The sequence below is a fragment of the Rhizobium sp. R711 genome (genome assembly GCF_002211365.1).
Taxonomy (GTDB): Bacteria; Pseudomonadota; Alphaproteobacteria; order Rhizobiales; family Rhizobiaceae; genus Rhizobium.
On record NZ_LOKZ01000001.1, the window covers coordinates 602,336 to 624,598 of the forward strand.

19 protein-coding genes are annotated in these 22,263 nt (G+C 61.2%); 9 read left to right on the forward strand and 10 right to left on the reverse strand.

All coding sequences use genetic code 11. The annotated features are described in order from the left end of the window. Positions 1-71: 71 nt before the first annotated feature. The 8 genes from ATY80_RS02845 (at position 72) to ATY80_RS02880 (ending at position 10,773) form a co-directional block, all read left to right on the forward strand. Positions 72-2,999, forward strand: a complete 2,928-nt coding sequence (locus ATY80_RS02845; protein WP_088690952.1) for an aminotransferase — start codon at positions 72-74, stop codon at positions 2,997-2,999. A gap of 522 nt (positions 3,000-3,521) precedes the next feature. Next, positions 3,522-3,716 carry a hypothetical protein gene (locus tag ATY80_RS02850; protein ID WP_007529092.1) on the forward strand — a complete coding sequence of 65 codons (195 nt, stop codon included), beginning with the start codon at positions 3,522-3,524 and terminating at the stop codon, positions 3,714-3,716. A 121-nt stretch (positions 3,717-3,837) separates the two neighbouring features. Further along, positions 3,838-4,869 carry a P1 family peptidase gene (locus tag ATY80_RS02855; RefSeq protein ID WP_088690953.1) on the forward strand — a complete coding sequence of 344 codons (1,032 nt, stop codon included), beginning with the start codon at positions 3,838-3,840 and terminating at the stop codon, positions 4,867-4,869. A gap of 18 nt (positions 4,870-4,887) precedes the next feature. Further along, positions 4,888-5,808: a LysR family transcriptional regulator gene (locus ATY80_RS02860; RefSeq protein WP_088690954.1), complete on the forward strand. Its 921-nt coding sequence runs from the start codon at positions 4,888-4,890 to the stop codon at positions 5,806-5,808. 148 nt (positions 5,809-5,956) lie between these two features. Continuing rightward, positions 5,957-7,486 (forward strand): ABC transporter substrate-binding protein, encoded by a 1,530-nt coding sequence (locus ATY80_RS02865; RefSeq protein WP_088690955.1) that lies wholly within the window; start codon positions 5,957-5,959, stop codon positions 7,484-7,486. A 47-nt stretch (positions 7,487-7,533) separates the two neighbouring features. Then, a complete protein-coding gene (locus tag ATY80_RS02870) occupies positions 7,534-8,481 on the forward strand; it encodes an ABC transporter permease (protein WP_088690956.1) in 948 nt (315 codons plus the stop codon). Position 8,482: 1 nt separating this feature from the next. Then, complete coding sequence (locus ATY80_RS02875; RefSeq protein ID WP_088690957.1) at positions 8,483-9,349, forward strand: ABC transporter permease; 867 nt, start codon at positions 8,483-8,485, stop codon at positions 9,347-9,349. Positions 9,350-9,381: 32 nt separating this feature from the next. Then, positions 9,382-10,773: an amidase gene (locus tag ATY80_RS02880; RefSeq protein WP_088690958.1), complete on the forward strand. Its 1,392-nt coding sequence runs from the start codon at positions 9,382-9,384 to the stop codon at positions 10,771-10,773. Here the strand turns inward: ATY80_RS02880 and ATY80_RS02885 are convergent. The 3 genes from ATY80_RS02885 to ATY80_RS02895 form a co-directional block, all read right to left on the reverse strand. Beyond that, positions 10,766-11,623 (reverse strand): NlpC/P60 family protein, encoded by an 858-nt coding sequence (locus ATY80_RS02885; RefSeq protein WP_088691473.1) that lies wholly within the window; start codon positions 11,621-11,623, stop codon positions 10,766-10,768. The genes ATY80_RS02880 and ATY80_RS02885 overlap by 8 nt on opposite strands. A 10-nt stretch (positions 11,624-11,633) precedes the next feature. Then, on the reverse strand, positions 11,634-11,984 hold the full coding sequence (locus ATY80_RS02890) for a MarR family winged helix-turn-helix transcriptional regulator (RefSeq protein WP_088690959.1): 351 nt from the start codon (positions 11,982-11,984) through the stop codon (positions 11,634-11,636). 117 nt (positions 11,985-12,101) lie between these two features. Beyond that, positions 12,102-13,490 carry a M17 family metallopeptidase gene (locus ATY80_RS02895; RefSeq protein ID WP_088690960.1) on the reverse strand — a complete coding sequence of 463 codons (1,389 nt, stop codon included), beginning with the start codon at positions 13,488-13,490 and terminating at the stop codon, positions 12,102-12,104. A 155-nt stretch (positions 13,491-13,645) separates the two neighbouring features. Between ATY80_RS02895 and ATY80_RS02900 the strand changes: the two genes are divergently transcribed. Then, a complete protein-coding gene (locus ATY80_RS02900; protein WP_088690961.1) occupies positions 13,646-14,476 on the forward strand; it encodes a tetratricopeptide repeat protein in 831 nt (276 codons plus the stop codon). A gap of 3 nt (positions 14,477-14,479) precedes the next feature. On the opposite strand, the gene ATY80_RS02905 is transcribed toward ATY80_RS02900, so the two are convergent. From ATY80_RS02905 to ATY80_RS02935, 7 genes are all read right to left on the reverse strand, one after another. Further along, a complete protein-coding gene (locus ATY80_RS02905; protein ID WP_088690962.1) occupies positions 14,480-15,112 on the reverse strand; it encodes a LysE family translocator in 633 nt (210 codons plus the stop codon). Between the two features lie 82 nt (positions 15,113-15,194). Next, positions 15,195-16,178 carry a type II secretion system F family protein gene (locus ATY80_RS02910; RefSeq protein ID WP_088690963.1) on the reverse strand — a complete coding sequence of 328 codons (984 nt, stop codon included), beginning with the start codon at positions 16,176-16,178 and terminating at the stop codon, positions 15,195-15,197. A gap of 13 nt (positions 16,179-16,191) precedes the next feature. Next, positions 16,192-17,199: a type II secretion system F family protein gene (locus tag ATY80_RS02915; protein WP_088690964.1), complete on the reverse strand. Its 1,008-nt coding sequence runs from the start codon at positions 17,197-17,199 to the stop codon at positions 16,192-16,194. 4 nt (positions 17,200-17,203) lie between these two features. Further along, complete coding sequence (locus tag ATY80_RS02920; protein WP_088690965.1) at positions 17,204-18,673, reverse strand: CpaF family protein; 1,470 nt, start codon at positions 18,671-18,673, stop codon at positions 17,204-17,206. 29 nt (positions 18,674-18,702) lie between these two features. Continuing rightward, positions 18,703-19,980: a CtpF protein gene (locus tag ATY80_RS02925; protein ID WP_088690966.1), complete on the reverse strand. Its 1,278-nt coding sequence runs from the start codon at positions 19,978-19,980 to the stop codon at positions 18,703-18,705. Between the two features lie 18 nt (positions 19,981-19,998). After that, positions 19,999-20,751 carry a CpaD family pilus assembly protein gene (locus ATY80_RS02930; protein ID WP_088690967.1) on the reverse strand — a complete coding sequence of 251 codons (753 nt, stop codon included), beginning with the start codon at positions 20,749-20,751 and terminating at the stop codon, positions 19,999-20,001. Next, positions 20,748-22,259, reverse strand: a complete 1,512-nt coding sequence (locus ATY80_RS02935; RefSeq protein ID WP_189637070.1) for a type II and III secretion system protein family protein — start codon at positions 22,257-22,259, stop codon at positions 20,748-20,750. Before ATY80_RS02935 ends, ATY80_RS02930 begins: the two co-directional genes overlap by 4 nt. Positions 22,260-22,263 lie beyond the last annotated feature (4 nt).

Below are 22,263 nucleotides of genomic sequence, written 5' to 3' on the forward strand. Positions count from 1 at the left end.
CTCGCTTGCCGGTGGCACGGATTCGATTATCTGCTTAGTCTGCAAAATCGAATCATGCCGCGGGGGATGCCATGACTGACGAGACGCTTGCCGATCGCGCGACGTTGCCACGCCCTGACGTGACGGCCGCCGAAGCCGGCGACATCGTCCAGTCACGCTATGGCTTGTCGGGAGCGATCACCGAGCTCGGCAGCCAACAGGATCGCAATTATCGTCTAGATACCGACGAGCGGCGCTATGTCCTGAAAATCTGCCACGTCGCCTACCAGACACTGGAGCTCGAGGCGCAGAACGCGGCCATCCACCACCTCAGTATGAAGGAGGGTGCACCGCGCGTCCCGCGGGTCATCCCGTCGACCGACGGTCAGGACATCATCGCCGTCACTGTCCGTGATCAGACCTATCAGGTTCGGCTGCTGGAATATCTGGAAGGCGAGGGGCTCACCCATCGCAGGTATTTGCCAAGGGAGTCGGTCGCAGCACTTGGCGCGCTGTGCGCACGCCTGGCACAGTCGCTCGCCGACTTCACCCACCCTGGTCTCGATCGCAGCCTGCAATGGGATTTGCGCCGTGCCGGTCCAGTTGCCGTGCAGCTATTGTCGGCGATCACCGACAGCGCCGCGCGCGATCGCATCGCCAAGACGATGGTATCGGCCGTTCGGCGAATCCAGCCCCTGGCGCCGTCCTTGCGTCTGCAAGCCGTGCATCACGATGTGACCGGCGACAATGTCGTCAGCCGTCGCGACGATCGTGGCCATCTGGTTCCGGATGGTGTCATCGATTTCGGCGACATAATCCGCGGCTGGCTGATCGGGGACCTGGCGGTCACCTGCGCCTCGCTTCTGCATCAGGCGGACGGTGATCCGCTCTACATTCTTCCTGCTGTAAAGGCCTATCACGAGGTCTACCCGCTCACCAAAGAGGAGTTGCGCGCCCTTTGGCCGCTCGTCGTTGCCCGCGCCGTCATTCTTGTCGCCAGCAGCGAACAGCAGATCTCGATCGATCCCGACAACGACTATGTTCTGGGCAACCTCGAGCTGGAGCGCCGCATATTCGATACGGCGGTGTCCGTGCCGTTCGAATTGATGGAGATCGCTGTCCTCAAGGCAGTCGGCATGGAAACGGCCGCCCTGACGACAGAGGACTGGCATCCCTTGTTGCCGGAGATCGACCCGGCGACCATTTCCTTCGTCGATCTCGGCGTCCAGAGTCCGTATTTTGCCGCAGGCAACTGGTCGCAGGCCGACATGGATTGGCGCCTGCTTGCCCGCGCGGCGGCAGAAACCGGCACCGCGGCGACGCGCTATGGCGAATACCGATTGTCGCGCGCGAAACTTCGCAGCGCCAGCCCGTCTTCAACCTTCACACTGCATTGCGACATTTGCCTCGCAGGCGGCAGCGTGATTGCCGCTCCATTCGCCGGCAAGGCCAGTTGGAAGAACCACCATTTCATTCTGGCAGGCGAGGGCGTGAGCCTTCATCTCGACGGAATTGAGCCGTCGTTGCAGGATGAGGCGGAAGTCGAAGCCGGGCAGTCGATTGGGGCAGTCTCTGGCGAAGACGGTTCTCTCGGTGGATTGCGCGTGCAGCTCTCCACCCTCAAGGGCGAGCAACCGCCCTTGTTTTGCACCCCGCAGGAAGCGGTCGCCTGGTCGCAACTATGCCCGTCGCCGGCCGCCCTCCTCGGCCCCGACGTGAATGCGCCGAAGCCGGTGTCCGACGAATTGTACGCGCTCAGGCAGGCCCATCTCGCTAAGCCGCAGAAGAACTACTACGAGGCGCCACCGCAGATGGAGCGTGGCTGGAAGGAGCACATGTTCGATGTCGAGGGGCGCGCCTATCTCGACATGCTCAATAACGTCACTATTCTTGGTCACGGCCACCCTCGTCTCGCCGAGGCGATCAGCGAGCAATGGTTAAGGCTGAATACCAATTCACGTTTTCACTATGCCGCCATTGCGGAGTTTTCTGAGCGCCTTGCCTCCCTTGCCCCGGAAGGGCTGGACGCGGTGTTCCTCGTCAACAGCGGATCGGAGGCCAACGACCTTGCCCTGCGGCTCGCCTCCGCGCATACCGGTTCCAGGCATATGCTCAGCCTTCTCGAGGCCTATCACGGCTGGTCGGTCGCAAGCGACGCGGTTTCCACGTCGATCGCCGACAATCCGCAGGCGCTGACGACGCGACCCGCCTGGGTGCATGCCGTTCTCTCGCCGAACACCTATCGCGGCGCCTTCCGTGGTTCAGATTCGACTGCCGGCTATCTGCAAGCGGTGTTCGAGGCGCTTGAAGCCATCGACGTAAAAGGCGAGGGCCTGGCCGGCTTCATCGCCGAATCGGTTTACGGGAATGCCGGTGGCATATCGCTGCCCGAGGGCTATCTCGCGGCCGTCTATGGGCAGGTGCGGGCTCGTGGCGGGGTCTGCATCGCCGACGAGGTGCAGGTCGGTTATGGACGGCTTGGGCACCATTTCTGGGGCTTCGAGCAACAGGGCGTCGTCCCCGATATCGTCACGATCGCCAAGGGCATGGGGAACGGCCATCCACTCGGTGCTGTGATCACCACCAGAGCCATCGCCGAATCACTGGAGAAGGAAGGCTATTTCTTCTCGTCCACCGGCGGCAGTCCGGTCAGCTGCGTGGCGGGCATGACCGTGCTCGATATCATGGCCGAGGAAAGGCTGCAGGAGAACGCGCGCGATGTCGGCGATCATCTCAAGGGCCGCATGGTCGCATTGATCGAGCACCATCCGATCGTCGGCGCGGTGCATGGCAGCGGGCTCTATCTCGGCCTCGAGCTCGTCCGCGATAAAACGACGCTGGAACCAGCGACAGAAGAGACCGCGGCAATCTGCAGCCGGCTCCTTGATCTCGGTGTCCTGATGCAGCCGACCGGTGATCACCTGAACGTGTTGAAGATCAAGCCTCCCCTCTGCCTCACCGCCGAGAGCGCCGATTTCTTCGTCGACATGCTCGAAAAGGTGCTTTCTGAGGGATGGTAGGCAGCCGTGTATGCGGCGTTAACCATTTCGGTCATTTCGCGACTTCGCATTTTTAATCAAATGCCCCATTGCCGGAATCACCGGCACTTCCTATGTCTGCTCCCGTGATCGAAAGAGAGCTTCGGACTGTCACGCGGATTGCACAAAGACTTGATAGGGTTCTTTCAGTCAATTCGAGTGTGATGGAATGAAATTTTCCGAATGGTCGATATTTTGACATGTTTCGGAATATGTTTCTGATGGGCTGCCAGTTATAGTCTACAAATGAAGTAGATTAATAGCGCAGTCATCGCCGGCCCCGGAAAGCCAGGGCCTCAAGCAAGCGCAACGCCAGAGAAAGGAACGAGACATGACTGACATCGATACTCTCGCCAATTTCCTTGGGCGATTCGTGCTTGGCAATGACCGTCCGGGCGCCCTCTCCCGCCCGAACTGTCGAATGTGACCTTCGTCCACCCTTAACGGAATCAGACAAGTCAATTCGCCATCGCCAGCGCATACCGCGCGGCAGGAGTTCTACGCATGAAAAAAGAAGTAATCGAGTACGCAGGCGTTCCCGTCGGGATCGTCATCCCGGATGAGAACCGGTTGAAGTTCATCGCAGTGAAGTTTCATGTTCACGATCTGGACGAGCAACATTTCAGCTCGCCGGCGGAAGTGAAGCTCGCCATCCATGATCTGATGACCCGCCGTCACCCGAAGCCCATCCATGCCTGAGGGCATGAGGCACGGCCTAACCAGCCCTGACAGATTTCGGACCGGTCTTGCCCAAAGGTGAGGCCGGTCTTGTCTTTTGATCGCCGTTGCGGTCCTATCGCGCGCACCTGCAGAAATAAGGATGGCGCGCGTGCTCAATCTGATCACCGACATTGAAGGCGTCTTGGTCGGAAACGCGACGGATTTGAAGCTCGGCTCAGGCGTGACCGTAATCGTCTTCGACGAGCCTGCTACCGCCTCCGGCGCGGTGCTGGGCGGCGCTCCCGGCGGTCGCGATACCGCCCTTCTCGATCCGTCGATGACGGTCGGTGCTGTCGATGCCTTCGTGCTCTCCGGCGGCTCGGCTTTCGGTCTCGACGCAGCAGGCGGCGTCCAGGCGGGCCTGCGGGACGCCGGTCGAGGCTTTCCCGTCGGCGATGTGAAGGTGCCGATCGTTCCCCAGGCAATCCTGATGGACCTTCTCAACGGTGGTGACAAAGACTGGGGTCTGCAGTCGCCCTATCGCGACATGGGCTATGAAGCTTTCAAGAAAGCAGCCAGGGGGCGCTTCGCCCTCGGGACCGTTGGCGCGGGCGCGGGGGCGACCACGGCGACCTTCAAAGGCGGGCTCGGTTCGGCAAGTGCCGAAACCAGCACCGGCCTGAAGATCGCCGCGATCGTTGCCGTCAATGCGCTCGGTTCGGCGACGGTGGGCGAGGGGCCGAATTTCTGGTCAGCACCGTTCGAGCAGAATGCAGAGTTTGGCGGCCTCGGCTTGCCCTCTCTGATCTTAGACGCCGACACCCGCATGCGGCTGAAGGGCGCAAACACCACGGCGACCACGATCGGGGCCATTGTCACCGATGCCGAGTTGACAAAGCAGGAGGCTCATCGCCTGGCGATCATGGCCCATGATGGCTTCGCGCGCGCCCTGCTGCCGGCTCATCTGCCGCTTGATGGCGACACGGTCTTTGCAGCCTCTACGGGCAAAAGGCCGCGGCCGGATCTTTCCGCTTTTCTGGAGCTTTGCCATTTCGCGACGACCGTGATGGCCCGCGCCATCGCACGTGGAGTCTACGAGGCCACCGCACTTCCGGTCGCTGGTGCGCAACAAGCTTGGCGAGACCGCTACCCGGATCGCGCAAGATCGCCTAAACAGGGCGATATTGCCTGAAGCGGCGGAGACCATGACATGCAAATCCGTGCCCTGATGTACTTCGACGAGCTGGTGCGCACCAACTCCATGCGCCAGGCTGCGGAAAATCTGAACGTCGCGCCGACGGCGATCAGCCGGCAGATCGAGAACCTTGAATATCACTTCGGCGCGCCGCTTGTGGAACGCAGCGCCCGCGGCGTGAAACTGACGGCGGCAGGCGAGTTGCTCGCGGCCCGTGCCGGACGGACGCTCCGCGAACTTGATCACGTCGGCCAGCTCATCGAAGACCTGAAGGGGTTGCAGCGCGGCAAGGTCAGCATCTATGCGAACGGCGCAACCGTCGCCAATCTGCTTGCTCCGGCGCTGGCGGAGTTCAGCCTGAAATATCCGAAGCTGCGCTTCGAGGTCGCGATTACCAGCGCTCGGCAGGCGATCGAAGCGGTCAACGGCGCCGAAGCCGATATTGCCGTAACGCTGTTCGCACCACCGCTCTCCGGTACGAAAGTACGGCTACGTTCGGAAATCGCCTATGACCTGATCGTTTCCCCAGCACATGCGGCTGCGGATCGGTCAGAGATCGCGTTGAAGGATATCGCCGACTACCCCCTGGCGCTTCCCGACCAGTCTTTCGGTTTCCGTCAGGCTTTCGATGCACGCATCGAAAAGGATGGCCTCGATGTCGAGCCCGTGTTCGTCGCTAGTTCGCTCGAAATGCTCAAGGAGCTGGTTCTGAGCGGTGCCGCAGTGACCCTGTTGCCGGCATTGACCGTCCGTCGCGAGATCGAGGCAGGCCAGCTCCGCGCCATTCCCCTGGCCGGCAAAAATGCGATACGCACCTATGTCGATCTCTGCGTCGCGCCGGACCGTCAGCTTTCCTTTGCGGCGACAAAACTGGTCGATTTTATCGAGCGGTTCATGCGGGAGCGCGCGGAAACAAGCTTGAAGCCAAAAGACTAGCCCCCGTGGACTTGCTCAGAGGATGCCTTCGAGTGTAGCACTTTCGGCTACACTGAGAACACATAATCGCCATTGTGTGTGCACTCCGAGAATGACACCTTAGCTTTCAAAGGTCGTCGCCACGTCGGCGGCCAGACAGGGGAACAGAATGATGAAGGTTTCGCTCGCGCCGTCGGCGCGGCTGGTTCGGCGCCTCTATCTCGGCGCGGCCGCTTCGGTCGGCCTCGTTTTGCTGGGACTTACCCCGGCTGAAGCCGCCAAGACCACACTGACCCTTGGTATGACGGTGGAGCCGACCGGCCTTGATCCGACGATCGCAGCCCCTGTTGCGATCGGTCAGGTCACTTGGCAGAACGTTTTCGAAGGCCTCGTAACGATCGACGAGGCCGGCAAGATAAAGCCGCAGCTCGCCAAAAGCTGGGAGGTCTCTCCAGACGGTCTCACCTATACGTTCAAGCTGCAGACCGGCGTTAAATTCCATGACGGCGAAGCTTTCGATTCCGTCGCAGCGAAATTCACGCTTGATCGCGCCCGCGGTGCCGACTCGATAAACCCGCAAAAGCGCTTCTTCGCTTCGATCGCTTCCATCGAGACGCCCGACCCTGAGACGCTGGTCCTCAAACTCTCCACGCCGACTGGCAGCCTCCTCTATTGGCTCGGCTGGCCGGCCTCCGTCATGGTAGGCCCGAAGTCTGCGGCCGCGGATAAGACGACGCCTGTTGGCACCGGGCCATTCAAGTTCGTGAACTGGGCGAAGGGCGACAAGGTCGAGCTTAAGAAGAACGCCGACTACTGGAACAAGGACGTCGCGGTAAAGCTCGACAAAGTGACCTTCCGCTTCATCGCCGACCCCCAGGCCCAGGCCGCGGCGTTGAAGTCGGGCGACGTCGACGCCATTCCCGAGTTCGCGGCTCCCGAGTTGATGAATTCGTTTGACGGCGACGCCAAGCTTGCGACCAAGATCGGCAACACCGAGCTCAAGGTCGTGGCCGGCATGAACAACGCCAAGAAGCCGTTCGACGACAAGCGCGTGCGTCAGGCGCTGATGATGGCGATCGATCGGAAGACAGTCGTCGACGGCGCATGGTCAGGCCTTGGCACGCCAATCGGCAGCCACTACACGCCGAACGACCCCGGCTATCTCGATCTCACAGGCGTATTGCCGTATGATCCCGAAAAGGCCAAGGCGCTGCTGGCCGAAGCCGGCTACCCCAATGGTTTCACCTTCACGATCAAGTCGCCGCAAATGGCCTATGCGCCGCGGAGCGCGCAGGTCATGCAGGCGATGTTCGCCGAAATCGGCGTGACGATGAACATCGAGCCGACCGAGTTCCCGGCCAAGTGGGTGCAGGATGTCATGAAGGATCGCGCCTATGAGATGACGATCGTTGCGCACGCCGAACCGCTCGACATCGACATCTACGCCCGTGATCCGTACTACTTCAATTACAAGAATCCGGCTTTCAACGAACTGATGAAGAAGGTGCAGGAAACGGCGGATCCGACGGCGCAAGGGAAGATCTACGGCGAGGCTCAGAAGATTCTGGCCGAGGACGTACCGGCGCTCTATCTCTTCGTCATGCCCAAATTGGGCGTCTGGGACAAGAAATTGAAGGGCCTCTGGGAGAACGAACCGATTCCCTCGAACGTCCTCACCAACGTCTCCTGGGAAGACTGATTGCGGATGAGTGACATGGTGAGGCGGCGAATTAAACCGGACGTGAAATGATAACGCTTCTGTCCCGTCGCCTCGCTGGTCTCATCGTTACGCTTGCTGTCGTTTCCTTGCTCATCTTCGTCGTGATGGACCTGTTGCCGGGCGATCAGGCCTCCATCATGCTTGGCACCTCGGCCTCGCCGGAAACGCTCGCAACCCTTCGCCACGATCTTGGCCTCGATCAGCCGCTCCTTTGGCGCTATGGCGAGTGGTTCGCCGGCGTATTCAGGGGCAATCTCGGTCAATCCTATACCTATGGCGTGCCGGTGGCCGGGCTGATCCTTGAGAGGCTGGCGGTCACGCTGCCGCTGGCGCTGATGGCGATCGCACTCTCCGTCGCCATCGCCATTCCGCTGGGCGTGCTTGCGGCGGCGCATCGCGGTGGGCTGGCGGATGCAGCAGCCTCGATATTTTCGCAGATCGGCATTGCCGTTCCCGGTTTCTGGGTGGCGCTGTTGCTGATCATGCTCTTCTCGACGGCACTCGGCTGGATGCCGGCCGGAGGCTTCCCGGGGTGGGATGCCGGCATTTGGCCCGCTCTTAAGGCGCTCGTTATGCCAGCGGTAGCGCTTGCCTTGCCGCAAGCCGCAGTCCTGACGCGCGTAACGCGTTCTGCCGTCCTCGAAACCCTGCACGAGGATTTCACCCGAACGGCGCTCGCAAAGGGACTGTCGAAGCGGCGGGTCCTGTGGCGCCATTCGGTGCCGAATGCGCTTGTTCCCGTCCTGACGATCCTCGGCCTGCAGTTCACCTTTCTGGTTGCGGGCGCGGTTCTTGTCGAAAACGTCTTCAACCTTCCGGGCCTCGGCCGCCTTGCCTATCAGGCGCTGTCGCAACGCGACATCATCGTCATGCAGGATGTCGTGCTGTTCTTCGCCGCGCTTGTCATCGTCATGAATTTCATCGTCGATCTCTCCTATCTGGCGATCGACCCACGCTTGCGCAAAGGCGTCTGACATGGCGCCCATCGTCTCCGATCAAATGAGGGTCCGGCGCCGGCGATTTGAAATTAGCCGGAGAACGAATCTGATGGTCGGCGGCGGTATCATCGCGTTCCTGGTCGCCGTCGCGCTGCTGTCGCTGGTCTGGACACCGCTGCCGCCGGCGAAGATGCAAATCATTCACAAGCTGCAGCCGCCTCTTGCATTCGGCGTTCTAGGCACTGACCAGTTCGGCCGCGATATTCTCTCGATGCTGATGGTCGGCTGCCGGAACTCCCTGTCGATCGCCATTGCCGCCGTCGCGATCGGGGGGACGCTCGGTTCCGTCGCCGGCATCGCGGCGGCGGCCGTTCGAGGGCCGGTCGAGGCTCTGCTGATGCGTGCCTGCGATGTTGTCTTCGCCCTGCCGCCGATCCTCTCGGCCATGATGCTGGGGGCTTTTCTGGGCCCGGGCCGGCTTACCGCTATCATCGCCATTGCGACCTTCATGATTCCCGTCTTTGCCCGCGTCACGCTGGCAACAGGCCTCCAGGCCTGGAGCCGGGACTATGTGCTCGCGGCCCGTGCAATCGGAAATAGCCGCTTCACGATCTCCGTCCGCCATGTGCTGCCGAACATCATGAGCCAGATCATTGTCCAGGCGACGATTCAGCTGGGGTTGGCGGTGCTGACGGAGGCTGGGCTCAGTTTCCTTGGCCTCGGGATCGCGCCACCCGCGCCGACATGGGGCCGCATGCTTGCCGACGCACAAACCTACCTGGCGGTTGCGCCATGGCTGGCAATCCTGCCCGGCGTCGCCATCGCACTCTGCGTCTTCGGCTTCAACATGCTCGGCGACGGTCTGCGCGACATGCTCGATCCTCGCGAGGCGAACCGCCGTTAGTCTTCGAAACCACAGGCCCGGATGACAATGCAATGTCCGAAACCGACTTAACGATCCGCGAACTGAGGCAGCGCTTCGCTGATCGAAGCCTGTCCCCGCTCGAATACTGGCTGGCGTTGGAACAGCACATCGAGGCGTGGGAGCCTATAATCTGCGCCCTTTACGCCTATGATCCGGACGCGGCGCGCAAGCAGGCACAAGCGTCGACCGACCGCTGGGTGAGGGGCGCGACATTTGGCGTGCTCGATGGCATCCCGGCAACGCTGAAGGAGCTTATCGCGACCAAGGGGCAGCCAGTGCCGCTCGGGACCAGAGCCACCGAATTGGCGCCTGCGACAGAGGATGCTCCTGCGGCGGCCAGATTGCGCGAGGACGGCGCGGTGCTCTTTGCGAAGACGACGTGCCCGGACTACGGGATGCTCTCCTCGGGCCTTTCGAGCTTCCATCATCTGAGCCGCAATCCCTGGGATACGTCACAGAACCCTGGAGGTTCGAGCGCAGGCGCCTCGGCGGCAGCGGCCGCGGGTTACGGACCCCTGCACATCGGTACCGATATCGGTGGATCGGTGCGGCTGCCGGCTGGCTGGACAGGGACCTTCGGCTTCAAGCCGAGCCACGGCCGCATTCCGGTCGATCCGTTCTATGTCGGTCGCTGCGCCGGACCGATGACGCGGACCGTCGAGGATGCCGCCTATGCAATGGCGACGCTCTCGCGTCCGGACTGGCGCGACGGCACCAGTCTGCCCCCGAACGATATCGACTGGATGGACCTCGAGACTGATCTCCGCGGTCTGAAGATTGGGTTGATGCTCGATGCCGGATGTGGCCTTGCAGTCGACGACCAGGTACGTGCGGCGGTCGAGGCGGCTGGTCAGCGATTTGAAGATGCGGGCGCAATTGTCATACCGGTTCCGCACGTTATGACGCGGGCAATGCTCGACGGACTGGACACATTCTGGCGTTCTCGCTTCTGGGGCGATATCGAGCACTTGAGCGCCGAGCGTCGAAGCAAGATCCTGCCCTACATCTACGCATGGGCAAAGGGCGGCGCCTCCATCAGCGGCGCCGATGCCGTCAGGGGCTTCAATCAGACAATCGAGATGCGCAAAAGCTGCGGCAGACTGTTCACGAGGGTCGATGCCGTACTTTCACCGACCAATCCTATCGTTTCCTATCCGGCGGAATGGGCTTCGCCGACGAACGATCCCGCACGTCCCTTCGAGCACATCTGCTTCACGGTACCATGGAACATGTCGGAGCAGCCCGCCGCATCGATCAATTGCGGTTTCTCGCGATCGGGAATGCCGATCGGCTTGCAGATCGTCGGTCCGCGCTTCGATGATATGCTTGTGCTGAGGTTGTCGAAGGCTTTTGAGACCTGGACAGGCGGGGTGAGGTCATGGCCGACGCCGCCGGTCAGATGACCGGGCGGCGATAGCCGGTCGGCTGCTCGTACAGCCAGCCGATGCGCTTGATGGCATCCTCGAAGTTTTCGCGGGCAACGGTCATCGTATGGCCGTTGGCGTGAATGATTGTCTCCGGGTTCTCCAGGATCGCAACGTGACCCTTCCAGAAAACCAGGTCGCCACGGCAAAGTTCGGATCGGTCGATCGGCACGCCAAGGGTTGCCGACTGCATGTCGGTGTCGCGCGGCGCGCTTCGCCCCGTCATCAGCATCGAAAGCTGCACAAGGCTGGAACAATCGATGCCAAGTCCGGAGCGGCCGCCCCAGAGATAGGGGGTCTCAAGGAACCGGGTTGCGACGTCGACATAGTCCCCGCCTTCGCCAGCCCCGATCGGCTGCAGGTGCTTGGCAAAGATCGCCGTCCCATCTTCCAGCATCGCATAGCGGTTGCCGCGCGTTTCGGCTTCCCCGACGATCCGGACCCTGCTGCCCATGGACAGGATGCTCTTGTAGGGGTTGCGCAGCTCGGCCTCGAGATAGAGAAACGTCCGCTGAACCGTGACGATATGCGTGGGCTCAACCAGCGCGTCCGAAAGGGCAGTTTCCGGCAGATAGCCGACATAGTCGTCCGAAGCAGCCTTGACCCAGCACCAGCCGTCTTTGCGCTCGAACACGGTGACGTCCTCGCCCAGCAGTAGTTCGGTATCGATTCCCTTGGTCAGATCAGGCGCGGGTCGCAATCCAATGACCGGCACGGTGACACGGCCCGGCGTGCCAGAAACGAACCGCAGGGCTTCCACACGTCCTTCCAGCCCCGCCTCGGCAAGATCCGGTCGGTAGGCATGCAGGCGGCGATCAAGCATCGTCATCATATCCCCTTCACGGCGTCAGGCGGCGACCTTTGTCGCGCACCAGATCGCCAAGCTTTTCCAGATAGAGCGCGCCTCCGACGGTGCGCTTTATCACGACGTTTCGCCGGTCGCGTTCGTCGCGCACACGGTCGACCAGACCCATTTCTCCCATCGTATCCAGTGCCCGGGTGATCACGGGCTTGGTCACGTTGAGCGTCGCCGCCAGGCCGCGTACGGTATGCGGCGGCGGCACGAGATAGATATGCAGCAGGATCGCCATTTGGCGCAACGTCAAATCGCGATCGTCGAGCCTCACCTGATCGAGCGTCACACCATGCCACAGGCCCAGCGCCTGCGAAGCCGTCAGTTCGATCGGCATGGGTCCTCCGGAAACTCGTTACGCCCGCGTTCCATTTTCCGGCAGTGCACTGTGCAACGCAATGGGGCGGCAGGTTTTGCCGCCCGTCACGGTGAATAAAATTCTAACGATCGCCGCTTAGCGCACGCTCTGCCGGATGTGATGGTAGAGCGCACGAATTGCCTGCGCCTCGCCGCCGCCGGGGGAGTGCGGCCGTTCGGAAGGCGCCCAGCCGTAGATATCGAAATGCGCCCAGCTCGTGGTGTTGGAGACGAAGCGCTTGAGGAACAGGGCAGCGGTAATTGCACCGGCCATGCCGCCCGCCGGTGCGTTGGTGATGTCGGCGAACTTGGCGCGAATATCCTTTTCATAGCCGGCATAGAGCGGCAGCCGCCACAGGGGATCATCCGTCTCGAGGCTTGCTTCGGTCAGGTCCTGGGCAAGCTCGGCGTCGTCGGTGAAGAAGGGCGGCAGGTCGGGACCGAGTGCCACGCGGGCCGCACCCGTCAGCGTCGCCATGTCAATCAGGAGGTCGGGCGCATCCTCATCCGCATAGGCAAGCGCGTCGGCGAGGATCAACCGGCCTTCCGCGTCGGTATTGTCGATCTGCACCGTCAGCCCCTTGCGGCTCCGGTAGATGTCACCCGGACGGAAGGCATTGGACGAGATCGAGTTTTCGACGACGGGAACGATCAACCTGAGATCGACCTTGAGCTTGGCGTCCATGATCATCAGTGCCAGGCCCATGACGTTTGCCGCGCCGCCCATGTCCTTCTTCATCAGCAGCATCGAGGACGCCGGCTTGATGTCGAGGCCGCCGGTATCGAAGCAGACGCCCTTGCCGACGAGTGTAATCTTGCGGTGCCCCTTCTTGCCCCAACGCAATTCGAGCAGACGTGGCGCGTCCGCGCTGGCACGGCCGACGGTATGAACGAGCGGGAAGTTCTGGCGCAGGTCGTCGCCGCTGACGACATTGATTTCGGCCTTATAGTGTGCCGCCAGACCGCGGAAGGCTGCTTCCAGTTCGTTCGGCCCCATGTCGTTCGTCGGCGTATTGATCAGGTCGCGTGCCAGGAAAACCCCCGCCAGCTGCCGCTTGATATCCGCGCCGTCAGCATCGCGCGGGATCATCAGCGTCGGAGCCGAAGACTTCTCCGATTTGTAACGGTCGAAGCGGTAGCTGCCGAGGCCGAAGCCGAGCGAGAGGCGGTTTGCCGTCAGCGGCGCCGTTTCGATATGCCAGTCGCCGGCCGGCAGCGTACGCGCAAGCTTGCCCGTGATGTAGGGTTGTTCAGACGGGTTGGTGCCGAGCCCGAACAGCGCGCCACCAAGATGACCGTCCTCCGTTGGGATCAGCAGCATCGAGCCGCTCTCGGCCTTGTAGCCCGCCTTCCTGGCCCAATCGAGCGCGATCGGATCGATCGTACCGGTTTCGATATGCGCGGGGGTGACGGCAAAGATCGGCAGGGTCGAGCCGCCCTTGCTGTTGAAGGGGGTGGGTCTCTCGATGAACTGATAAGGTGCCATGAGTATCCTTTGGGGCGTCCGGGAATCGCGTCTTAACGGTCCGTTAGGGTTAACAGACTATTGCTGGAGTGAAGATTGCGTCAAAGCCTTTCCCTGTTTTCGCTTTGAGGTCAGACGCCGATTTCGGATCTCATTTCGGATCTCAGGGACGCACGATGCCTGCTTCGGCCAATACTCTGATCAAAACCCGTATTTTTCAGGGCGTCGCGACCGCGCTCGTCGTCCTTTCACTTGCCGGCTGCACGACGACCAGGGACCGGATGACGACGGGATCCATACCGAAACCCACCAAGCCGGCCGAAACAATGAACGAAGCCGAGCTGCGCAGCTCGACTGAGAGCATTGGGCAGGCCTATGAGAAGAACCCCCGCGATGCCGTCAACGGCGTGAACTATGCGAACCTGTTGCGCATGCAAGGCCGCGACGCCCAGGCGCTTGCGGTCATGCAGCAGGTTGCCATTGCCAACCCGACCGATCGAACCGTCCTGGCGGCCTACGGAAAGGCTCAGGCTGCCGCCGGGCAATTGCAGCAGGCGCTCGATACAATCGGTCGCGCTCAAACCCCTGATCGTCCCGACTGGAAGCTCACATCGGCGGAGGGCGCGATCCTCGATCAGCTCGGCCGCTCCACCGAGGCGCGACAGCGTTATCGTGAAGCGCTCGATATCCAGCCGGGCGAGGCATCGATCCTGTCCAACCTCGGCATGTCCTATGTGCTGACCGGCGACCTGCGGACAGCCGAGACCTATTTGCGCCAGGCGGCAGGCCAGCCCACGGCCGACAGCCGGGTCCGCCAGAATCTCGCACTGGTTATCGGTCTTCAGGGCCGGTTCCCCGAGGCGGAGAAGATTGCGCGCGCAGAGCTTTCGCAGCAGCAGGCCGATGCCAACGTCGCCTATCTGCGCTCGATGCTGTCGCAACAGAATTCCTGGCAGAAGCTTGCGGCCAAGGATAGCGGCAGCAGCGCCCCCACCAGCACCAACTGATCTCTAGCGGCCGGCCAGTCCCGATGCGACCAGCTGTGCGCCAAGACCGGCCATGACCGTACCGGCCAGGCGATCGATCCATGTCTTCGCAGCGAGGTATAGCCGTCTCGGATGTTTTGCGGAGAATGCGAGCGCCACGACTGTGTACCAGCCGGCTTCTACGGCAAAGACGCCGATCGGCACTGCGAAGATAAGCCCGAGTGGAACCGTCTTCGGCAGCAAAGCTGCAAAGATGCTTGCGTAGACGACGATCGTCTTTGGGTTGCTGACCTGTGTTAGGAGGGCGGTGGTAAAGCTTCGCGGGAGCGCGCGACGATCGCTGCCCGCATCGCCGACGTGGATCGGCTCTCGCGCCCCGCGCCAGATCTTCAGGGCGATGTAGACGAGATAGGCTCCGCCAGCCACCTTCAGAGCCAGATAGAGCCATTCGAATTGTGAGAGCAGCGCGGTCAGCCCCGCCAGCGCCAACACGCTGAAGGCAACGCCGCCAACGCCCATCCCAAGCGCCGCCGCAAGCCCGTCGAGACGTGAACGCGACATCGCAATACGTGAAACGAGAACAAAACTTGGGCCTGGGCTCATCGCCCCGATAGAAAGAGCAGCGATGATACTCAGGAAGATGCTCAGGGACGACATCAACGGCTCCTGCCGGCTTATGGAGATGCCGCAAAACCTATGCGTAATGCTTAGAGATGACCAGCCCCGCGGACATGGAAGCCTAGAAGCGATCGGCCACCTGGATGCCGGCCGGGCCAAGAATAACGGCGACGAGAACTGGAAGGAAGAACAGGATCATCGGCACCGTAAGCTTCGGCGGAAGTGCGGCGGCCTTCTTCTCGGCCTCGTTCATGCGTTCGTCGCGGCCTTCCTGTGCCAGCACGCGCAGCGCCTGCGAAATCGGTGTGCCGTAGCGATCGGCCTGGATCAGCGCCTGGGTGACCGATTGCACCAATGGGATCTGCGTGCGCAGGCCGAGGTTCTCCAGCGCAACACGCCGATCGGGAAGGAACGAAAGCTCGGCCGTCGTCAGGATCATTTCTTCCGCCAGCGGCGGAGACGCCTCGCCAAGTTCTTCTGAGACACGACGCATGGCTGCCTCGATCGAGATACCTGACTCGACGCAGATCAGCATCAGGTCGAGCGCGTCGGGCCAGGCACGCTTGATGGAGTGCTGGCGCTTCGACATCCGATTGGAGATGAAGATATTCGGCGCATAGAAGCCCACATAGGCAACGCCAAGCGTCAGCAGAAATCGCATCATCGTTGGTTTGTCGGCCAGATGATTGAGACCGAAGACCCAGAAGATGGCAAGGCCGAAGAACAGGAATGGCAGCAGGAAGCGCGCCACGAGGAACATGTTCAGCGCATTTTCCGAGCGGAACCCGGCAGCGCGGAGTTTGTTCATGGTATTTTCGTCGACCAGTGCCTCGCGAAGGTTGAACTTCTCGACGATCTGGCGGACAGAACGGTTGTTCTGTGTGCGAAGCGAGCCTTTTCCCGCTGCGTCGGCGTTCATGCGCGCACGTTCGCGGGCACGGATCTGTTCGCGTTCCGTGGAAACAGCCTTCATGCGCTTGTTGAGGTCGCCACGTTCGAAGAAAGGAATGGCGACGGTATAGAGGCTGGCGAATACAGCGATCGCCACCAGCACCGCGATCAGCATGGCGGGGTCTGTCAGTTTAGCGGCGAGATCAGATGACACGGCCCGTCCTCCATCAGATGTCGAAATTGACCATGTTGCGCATGACGAAAATGCCGATCGACATCCAGACCGCTGAGGCGCCCATGATCAGGTGGCCACGCGGGTCGGTGAACAGGATCAGCATGTATTGGGGGGATGTCAGATAGACGAGTGTCGCAACGATGAACGGCAGAGCGCCGATGATGACGGCAGAGGCCTTGGCTTCCATCGACAGCGCCTTGACCTTCGCCTTCATTTTCTTTCTGTCGCGCAACACCTTGGCGAGGTTGCCGATAGCCTCCGAGAGGTTGCCGCCGGCCTGTGACTGGATCGCGATGACGATCGCAAAGAAGCTCACTTCCTGTAGAGGCATGTAATTGCTCATACGCGCGCAGGCATCCGGTACGCTGAGACCCACCTGCTGCGATTCGACCACACGGCGAAACTCGCTCTTGACGGGATCCTTGCCCTCGTTGGCAATGAGCCGGATGGCGTCGTTCAAAGGCAGGCCAGACTTGATCGAGCGCACGATGACATCGAGCGCATTCGGAAACTCGTCGAGGAACTTGTTTTGACGCCGCTTGATCAGAAAGCCAATCACCCAGCGCGGCAGCCCAACCCCGGCAATGATGGGCAGGCCGAGCACGACCATGACAGGGGCGTCGGCCAGGAATGCGAAGAACATCAGGATAACGGCGAAAATCGCGCTGAACATGTAAAACCGCCCGGGTGTTATCCGCAGGCCGGCCTGCGTCAGTCTCGACTTCAACGACAGCTTCTTCTTGGTGTTTTCCTGCTGGCGCTTCTCAAGATCCTTCAAATTATCCTGCACCGACTTGCGGCGCTTCGACAGTTCCTGGACGCGGTCACGGGCCGCCTTGACGCTGGCCTTGTCTGCCTCGGCCGAAACGACACGGTTAACGCGGTGTGCCGATTTCTTCTCGGTCTCGATCTGCGCGAAGAGAAGGCCATAGCAAACGGCACCGGCCGCGACGGCGGCAAGCACGACAATGGCCAACACGACAGGATCGAACCCGAACATCAAACTAATCCTTAGACTTGGCTTCCATTTCGTCGAGGGCGGCGGCAAGGCGCTTTTCTTCGTTGAAGTAGCGTGCGCGGTCCCAGAAATGCGGCTTGCCGATGCCGGTCGACTTGTGCCTTCCGATCAGGCGGCCGGACGCGTCTTCGCCCTCGATTTCGTAGCGCATCAGGTCCTGGGTGATGATGACGTCGCCTTCCATCCCGATCACTTCGGTAATCTGCGTGATGCGACGCGATCCATCGCGCAGGCGCGCCGCCTGGACGATGATATCGATCGAACCCGAGATGATTTCGCGCACGGTCTTTGCCGGCAGCGTGAAACCGCCCATTGCGATCATCGACTCGATACGGCTGAGGCATTCGCGTGGCGAGTTTGAGTGGATCGTGCCCATGGAGCCGTCGTGACCGGTGTTCATTGCTTGCAGCAGGTCAAAAACCTCCGGTCCGCGCACTTCGCCGACGATGATCCGTTCCGGTCGCATGCGTAGGCAGTTCTTGACGAGATCGCGCATGGTGATCTCGCCTTCGCCTTCGATGTTTGGTGGGCGGGTTTCCAGGCGCACCACATGCGGCTGCTGCAGCTGCAGTTCGGCCGTGTCTTCGCAGGTGATGACGCGCTCGTCTGTGTCGATGTAGCGGGTGAGGCAGTTGAGCAGCGTCGTCTTGCCCGAGCCGGTGCCGCCCGAAATGACGACGTTGCAGCGGACGCGGCCGATGATCTGGAGCAGCGTCGCACCTTCCGGCGTGATGGCGCCGAAGCGAACGAGCTGCTCGAGGTTCAGCTTGTCCTTCTTGAACTTGCGGATCGTGAGTGCCGGTCCGTCGATGGCGAGCGGCGGCGCGATGACGTTGACACGAGAACCGTCGGGCAGACGGGCGTCGCAGATTGGGCTTGATTCGTCGACGCGACGGCCAACCTGGCTAACGATACGCTGGCAGATCGACAGCAGCTGCGAATTGTCGCGGAAGCGGATTTCGGATTCGATGGTCTTGCCGCCGACCTCGATGAAGGTCTGACCGGCACCGTTGACCATGATGTCGGCGATGTCGTCTCTGGCCAGCAGTGGCTCGAGCGGACCGTAGCCGAGAACATCGTTACAGATATCTTCGAGCAGTTCTTCCTGCTCGGAGATCGACATCGCGAAGTTCTTGATCGTGATGATGTCGTTGACGATGTCGCGGATTTCTTCGCGCGCACTTTCTCCGTCGAGCTTGGCAAGCTGCGAAAGATCGATCGTATCGATTAGCGCGGAAAAGACTTGCGCTTTCGTGTCGTAGTATTCGTCCGTACGGGTTGGGCGCTTGCGCTGAGGCGTCTGCATCGGTGGCGGCGAAACCTGCTGGCGCGAAGGCTCACGCTGCGGTTCGACCAGAACCGCAGGGGCAGACGGAGAGGGCTGCTGAACCGGCGGAGGCGGCGCGGTCGTGCCGCCCGCCTTGCCAAAACCCTCGTTTCCGCGTTTTCCGAACATGCCTTATTCCAATCCGATCTTGGCGGGCGTCACTTGCGCTTCAGCAGGCCCAGCAATCTGCCCTTGCGTGCTTTCTTGAGGGCAATCCGCCCGGTCACGATGTGCGATATCTGCGAGAATGTTTCCGCCGTTGGCGACTTTGCATCCATTTCCGAAATCATGCGGCCGCTATTGGCCGCATTGCCGAAGAGGTTGGCATCAAAGGGGATGATTGCGATCGGGTCGGTTTCCAGCGGTTCGCAGAAATCGGACGGGCTGATCTCCGGCCGTTTCGGCATGCCGACCTGGTTAAGGATGAGATGTGGCATCTTGTCGTTGGGCCGCATCTTTCTGAGTGCGTCCATCATGTTCTTGGCGTTGCGCAGGTTGGCAAGATCGGGGGACGCGCAGATGACGACCTCGTCGACACTACCTAGCACGGATCGCGTCCACTCCGACCAGGCGTGCGGCACGTCGAGGACAGTGATAGGCGCGTTGCGCTGAAGGACATCGAGGACAGGCTGGAATGCCTGTGGTTCGAAATCATAGGCGCGGTCGAGAAGGGAAGGGGCCGCAAGCAGCGACAGGTGCTCGGAACACTTCGTCAGCAAGCGATCGAGAAATACTTCATCCAGACGGTCGGGCGCATAGACGGCCTCGGCGATACCCTGGGTCGGGTCCTGGTCAAAGTCGATATTGGCCGTGCCATAGGGCAGATCGAGATCGGCCAGGATCGTTTCGGTCGAAAACAGGTTGGAGATGCCGAAAGCGCAATTGTGGGCGATCGTCGAGGCGCCGACGCCGCCCTTGGCGCCGATGAAGGCGATGCTGCGGCCAAGCGGTTCCGCATCCGGGTCAACGAAGATCGTCGCCATTGCCGCCATGATGTCCGGCATGGCGACGGGCTGGACCATATATTCGGAAATCCCATTGCGTACGAGTTCGCGGTAAAGCGGGATGTCGTTGTAGTAGCCGACGATGATGACCTTGGTGGAAGGGTCGCAAACGGCGGCAAGCGGCGCCAGCTCGCTGAGCAGGCTCGCAGCTCCCGCCTTGGTTTCGAGAATGATCAGATTTGGCGTTGGTGCTGTCGTAAACATGTTCGCGGCGGCCGCAATGCCGCCGCTGGTGATCCGCAAGCCGACCTTGGACATACGGCGGTCATGGCTGCAGCGCTCCATGACCCGCTGCAATTCTTCGCTCTCGCAGAAGGCGTGGACCGAGATGCGAGGAAGTGGGCGCATGTTCTCGAGTTCGGCCATGCGAATGGCATCCTCGGCGTAGCGCAGCTCCGTCGTATTCTTGATCTCGTATTCGACTGTACTCATCGTTCGGTCCTAAACTGATCAGAAGGTGCTGGAGCTGCTGCTGAGGTCTTCGATCGTGCTTGTCGTTTCGCGATACTCTTTAATCGCGGCGTTACGACGGGTCGCATCGATCGGGGTCATGCCGCGAGGCGCAATCAGGTCTTCAGGGTTCGCTATCTGGGCGGCCAGGTTGTTTTGCGTTGCGCAGCCGAAATTGTAGTAATTCTGGTTGTTGAAATCGTTGATCATGTCTCTCGGCCACTGACCGCACTGCGAGGTCATCGCCGTCGTTCCGACGAAGGTCAGGCGGATCGGAGCCGCGTCTCCAGCACCGTTGGCCGCGTAGGTGCTGTTGACGATCTTGGAGCTCGCGATGCCGCGGGCCGACAGTTCGGCGCGCACCTGGCCGCGCAGCTGGCGGGCGGCTGCTGCATTGGGCGACCCTTCGGGCGTCAGCAAGTAGACCGGTCCGGTGGCCCTCGAGGTGTAGTTCTGCGCGAAGCCACGGATCATGTCGCGCTGGGCGATGTTGAGGCGGCGGTCCGTCGAAGCGACAGGGATATCGACCGACTGCTCGGCTTCGGCAACCACGATCGGGTGGCGCTGACGATAATCGTCGGGAATGCCGCCGGTCGTCAGTTCGTCGTGGGAGGCGCAGCCGGAAAGAAGCGCGGCCGCCACGGCGACTACGCTCAGCAGTGATCTCGAAAGGCGAGTTTCATGCACAGTGCGCTGTTTGTGGGCCATCTGCTGATCTCTGTGTTGGGCCATTGTTGATTCTGCCGCGGTCATTTGTAGATGAACCCGATGGAGCCATGGAATTGGGCGTCGGCAACGGGCGTTTCGCGGCCGCCGTAAACCTTGTTGACGCGATTGAGCAGGAAAGCCGAAGCATCGTTTTCCGGGCTGAAGTTGTCGTCCGGACGGTTGAGCTGATTGCGAGCAACCGGGCGCACGAGATAGGGCGTTGCGATGATCACCAGCTCGGTTTCGTCGCGCTCGACCGTGCGCTGCCGGAACAGCGTGCCAAGCAGCGGGATCTTGTTGACCCCGGGCGTACCATTCGAAGTCTGCGAAACGTTGTCGCGGATCAGGCCGGCAAGCGCGATCGAGCCGCCGGAGGGAAGCTCGACGGAGGTCTCCGCAGAGCGGCGTTGATAGGTTGGCGTCGATCCGGACACCGAAGGTGCGGGCTCCGAGACGTTCGTCTTGATCTCCAGGCTGATGCGGCCCGAGGAAAGCACGACAGGCTTGAAGGCGAGATTGATGCCGTAGTTATAGGGAACGATCGTGACGTTGCCGTCACTATCGGTCGTCGAATAGAGCACTTGGCCGCCGGAATTGAAGGTTGCTGCCTGGCCGGAAATGGCAGTCAGGGTCGGCTCCGCCAGCGTCTTGACCACCTTGGCCTGCTCAAGTGCGTTCAGATAGGTCGAAATGTCGTATTTGCCGATCGAGCTCTTGAAGAGGGCGGCGAGACCGCCGCCCACGACCGCGGTAGCGCTATCAGCGCTAGGGGAGCCCAGCTGGGCGACCGAAAGACCCCCCGAATTCGAAACCAGATTGTCGAAGCCGAGCTGCTTCAAAACCTCACGACGAACTTCGGCGATGGTGACCTTCAACGTCACCTGATCTTCGCCTTGGATCTGCAGAAGGTTGACCACCTGCGAAACCTGGCGACCTTCGGCAAACAGTGCCACGGAGCTGTCTCCGCCGGAACCGGTCGCGGTTTCCGTACGTGTCGTGGCCTCGCCGCCTTTCAAGAACACTTGTGCCAGATCCGCGGCCTGGGCTGCATCCTGCGGTGTGCGAACCGTACCCGTTAGCACGATATTGTCCGAGACGATCTCGACCTTGATGCAGGAGTCGGGGATGAAGCGCCGCAAATTAGCTTCCAGGCCCGCGACGTCGCGCTCGATCGCGATATCTAGACTGACGATCTGCTGGCCGTCGGCGCCGAAAATGAAAATGTTCGTCTGCCCTACGGTCTTGCCGAAGAGATAGATACGCCGCGAGCTACGAGTGACTGCATCGGCCATGGAAGGGTCCGACACGAGGATATCGTGGGCATCGACGGGTAGATCGACGACGATCGCCTTCTTCAAGCCGAGTTTCAAGCTGCGATGGGCGCCGGGACCCGTCTGGGTTATCGTCACCATACCGTCGGAATTGGCCCATGCTGCACTCGGGCCGAAGACCGGGGCGAAAGCGCCCGGCACAGCGCCGGTAAACCCGATCGCAAAGGACAAGCACCCTGCCGTCAAGGGCTTCATATGGCGCTTCAGATTGCCCATTCCCATTTCC

What these genes read in the sequence shown, in the direction of transcription:
- ATY80_RS02845 (WP_088690952.1), top strand. Translation starts at nt 72, where the DNA reads ATGACTGACGAGACGCTTGCCGATCGCGCGACGTTGCCACGCCCTGAC.
- ATY80_RS02850 (WP_007529092.1), top strand. Translation starts at nt 3,522, where the DNA reads ATGAAAAAAGAAGTAATCGAGTACGCAGGCGTTCCCGTCGGGATCGTC.
- ATY80_RS02855 (WP_088690953.1), top strand. Translation starts at nt 3,838, where the DNA reads ATGGCGCGCGTGCTCAATCTGATCACCGACATTGAAGGCGTCTTGGTC.
- ATY80_RS02860 (WP_088690954.1), top strand. Translation starts at nt 4,888, where the DNA reads ATGCAAATCCGTGCCCTGATGTACTTCGACGAGCTGGTGCGCACCAAC.
- ATY80_RS02865 (WP_088690955.1), top strand. Translation starts at nt 5,957, where the DNA reads ATGATGAAGGTTTCGCTCGCGCCGTCGGCGCGGCTGGTTCGGCGCCTC.
- ATY80_RS02870 (WP_088690956.1), top strand. Translation starts at nt 7,534, where the DNA reads ATGATAACGCTTCTGTCCCGTCGCCTCGCTGGTCTCATCGTTACGCTT.
- ATY80_RS02875 (WP_088690957.1), top strand. Translation starts at nt 8,483, where the DNA reads ATGGCGCCCATCGTCTCCGATCAAATGAGGGTCCGGCGCCGGCGATTT.
- ATY80_RS02880 (WP_088690958.1), top strand. Translation starts at nt 9,382, where the DNA reads ATGTCCGAAACCGACTTAACGATCCGCGAACTGAGGCAGCGCTTCGCT.
- ATY80_RS02885 (WP_088691473.1), bottom strand. Translation starts at nt 11,623, where the DNA reads ATGACGATGCTTGATCGCCGCCTGCATGCCTACCGACCGGATCTTGCC.
- ATY80_RS02890 (WP_088690959.1), bottom strand. Translation starts at nt 11,984, where the DNA reads ATGCCGATCGAACTGACGGCTTCGCAGGCGCTGGGCCTGTGGCATGGT.
- ATY80_RS02895 (WP_088690960.1), bottom strand. Translation starts at nt 13,490, where the DNA reads ATGGCACCTTATCAGTTCATCGAGAGACCCACCCCCTTCAACAGCAAG.
- ATY80_RS02900 (WP_088690961.1), top strand. Translation starts at nt 13,646, where the DNA reads ATGCCTGCTTCGGCCAATACTCTGATCAAAACCCGTATTTTTCAGGGC.
- ATY80_RS02905 (WP_088690962.1), bottom strand. Translation starts at nt 15,112, where the DNA reads ATGTCGTCCCTGAGCATCTTCCTGAGTATCATCGCTGCTCTTTCTATC.
- ATY80_RS02915 (WP_088690964.1), bottom strand. Translation starts at nt 17,199, where the DNA reads ATGTTCGGGTTCGATCCTGTCGTGTTGGCCATTGTCGTGCTTGCCGCC.
- ATY80_RS02920 (WP_088690965.1), bottom strand. Translation starts at nt 18,673, where the DNA reads ATGTTCGGAAAACGCGGAAACGAGGGTTTTGGCAAGGCGGGCGGCACG.
- ATY80_RS02925 (WP_088690966.1), bottom strand. Translation starts at nt 19,980, where the DNA reads ATGAGTACAGTCGAATACGAGATCAAGAATACGACGGAGCTGCGCTAC.
- ATY80_RS02930 (WP_088690967.1), bottom strand. Translation starts at nt 20,751, where the DNA reads ATGACCGCGGCAGAATCAACAATGGCCCAACACAGAGATCAGCAGATG.
- ATY80_RS02935 (WP_189637070.1), bottom strand. Translation starts at nt 22,259, where the DNA reads ATGGGAATGGGCAATCTGAAGCGCCATATGAAGCCCTTGACGGCAGGG.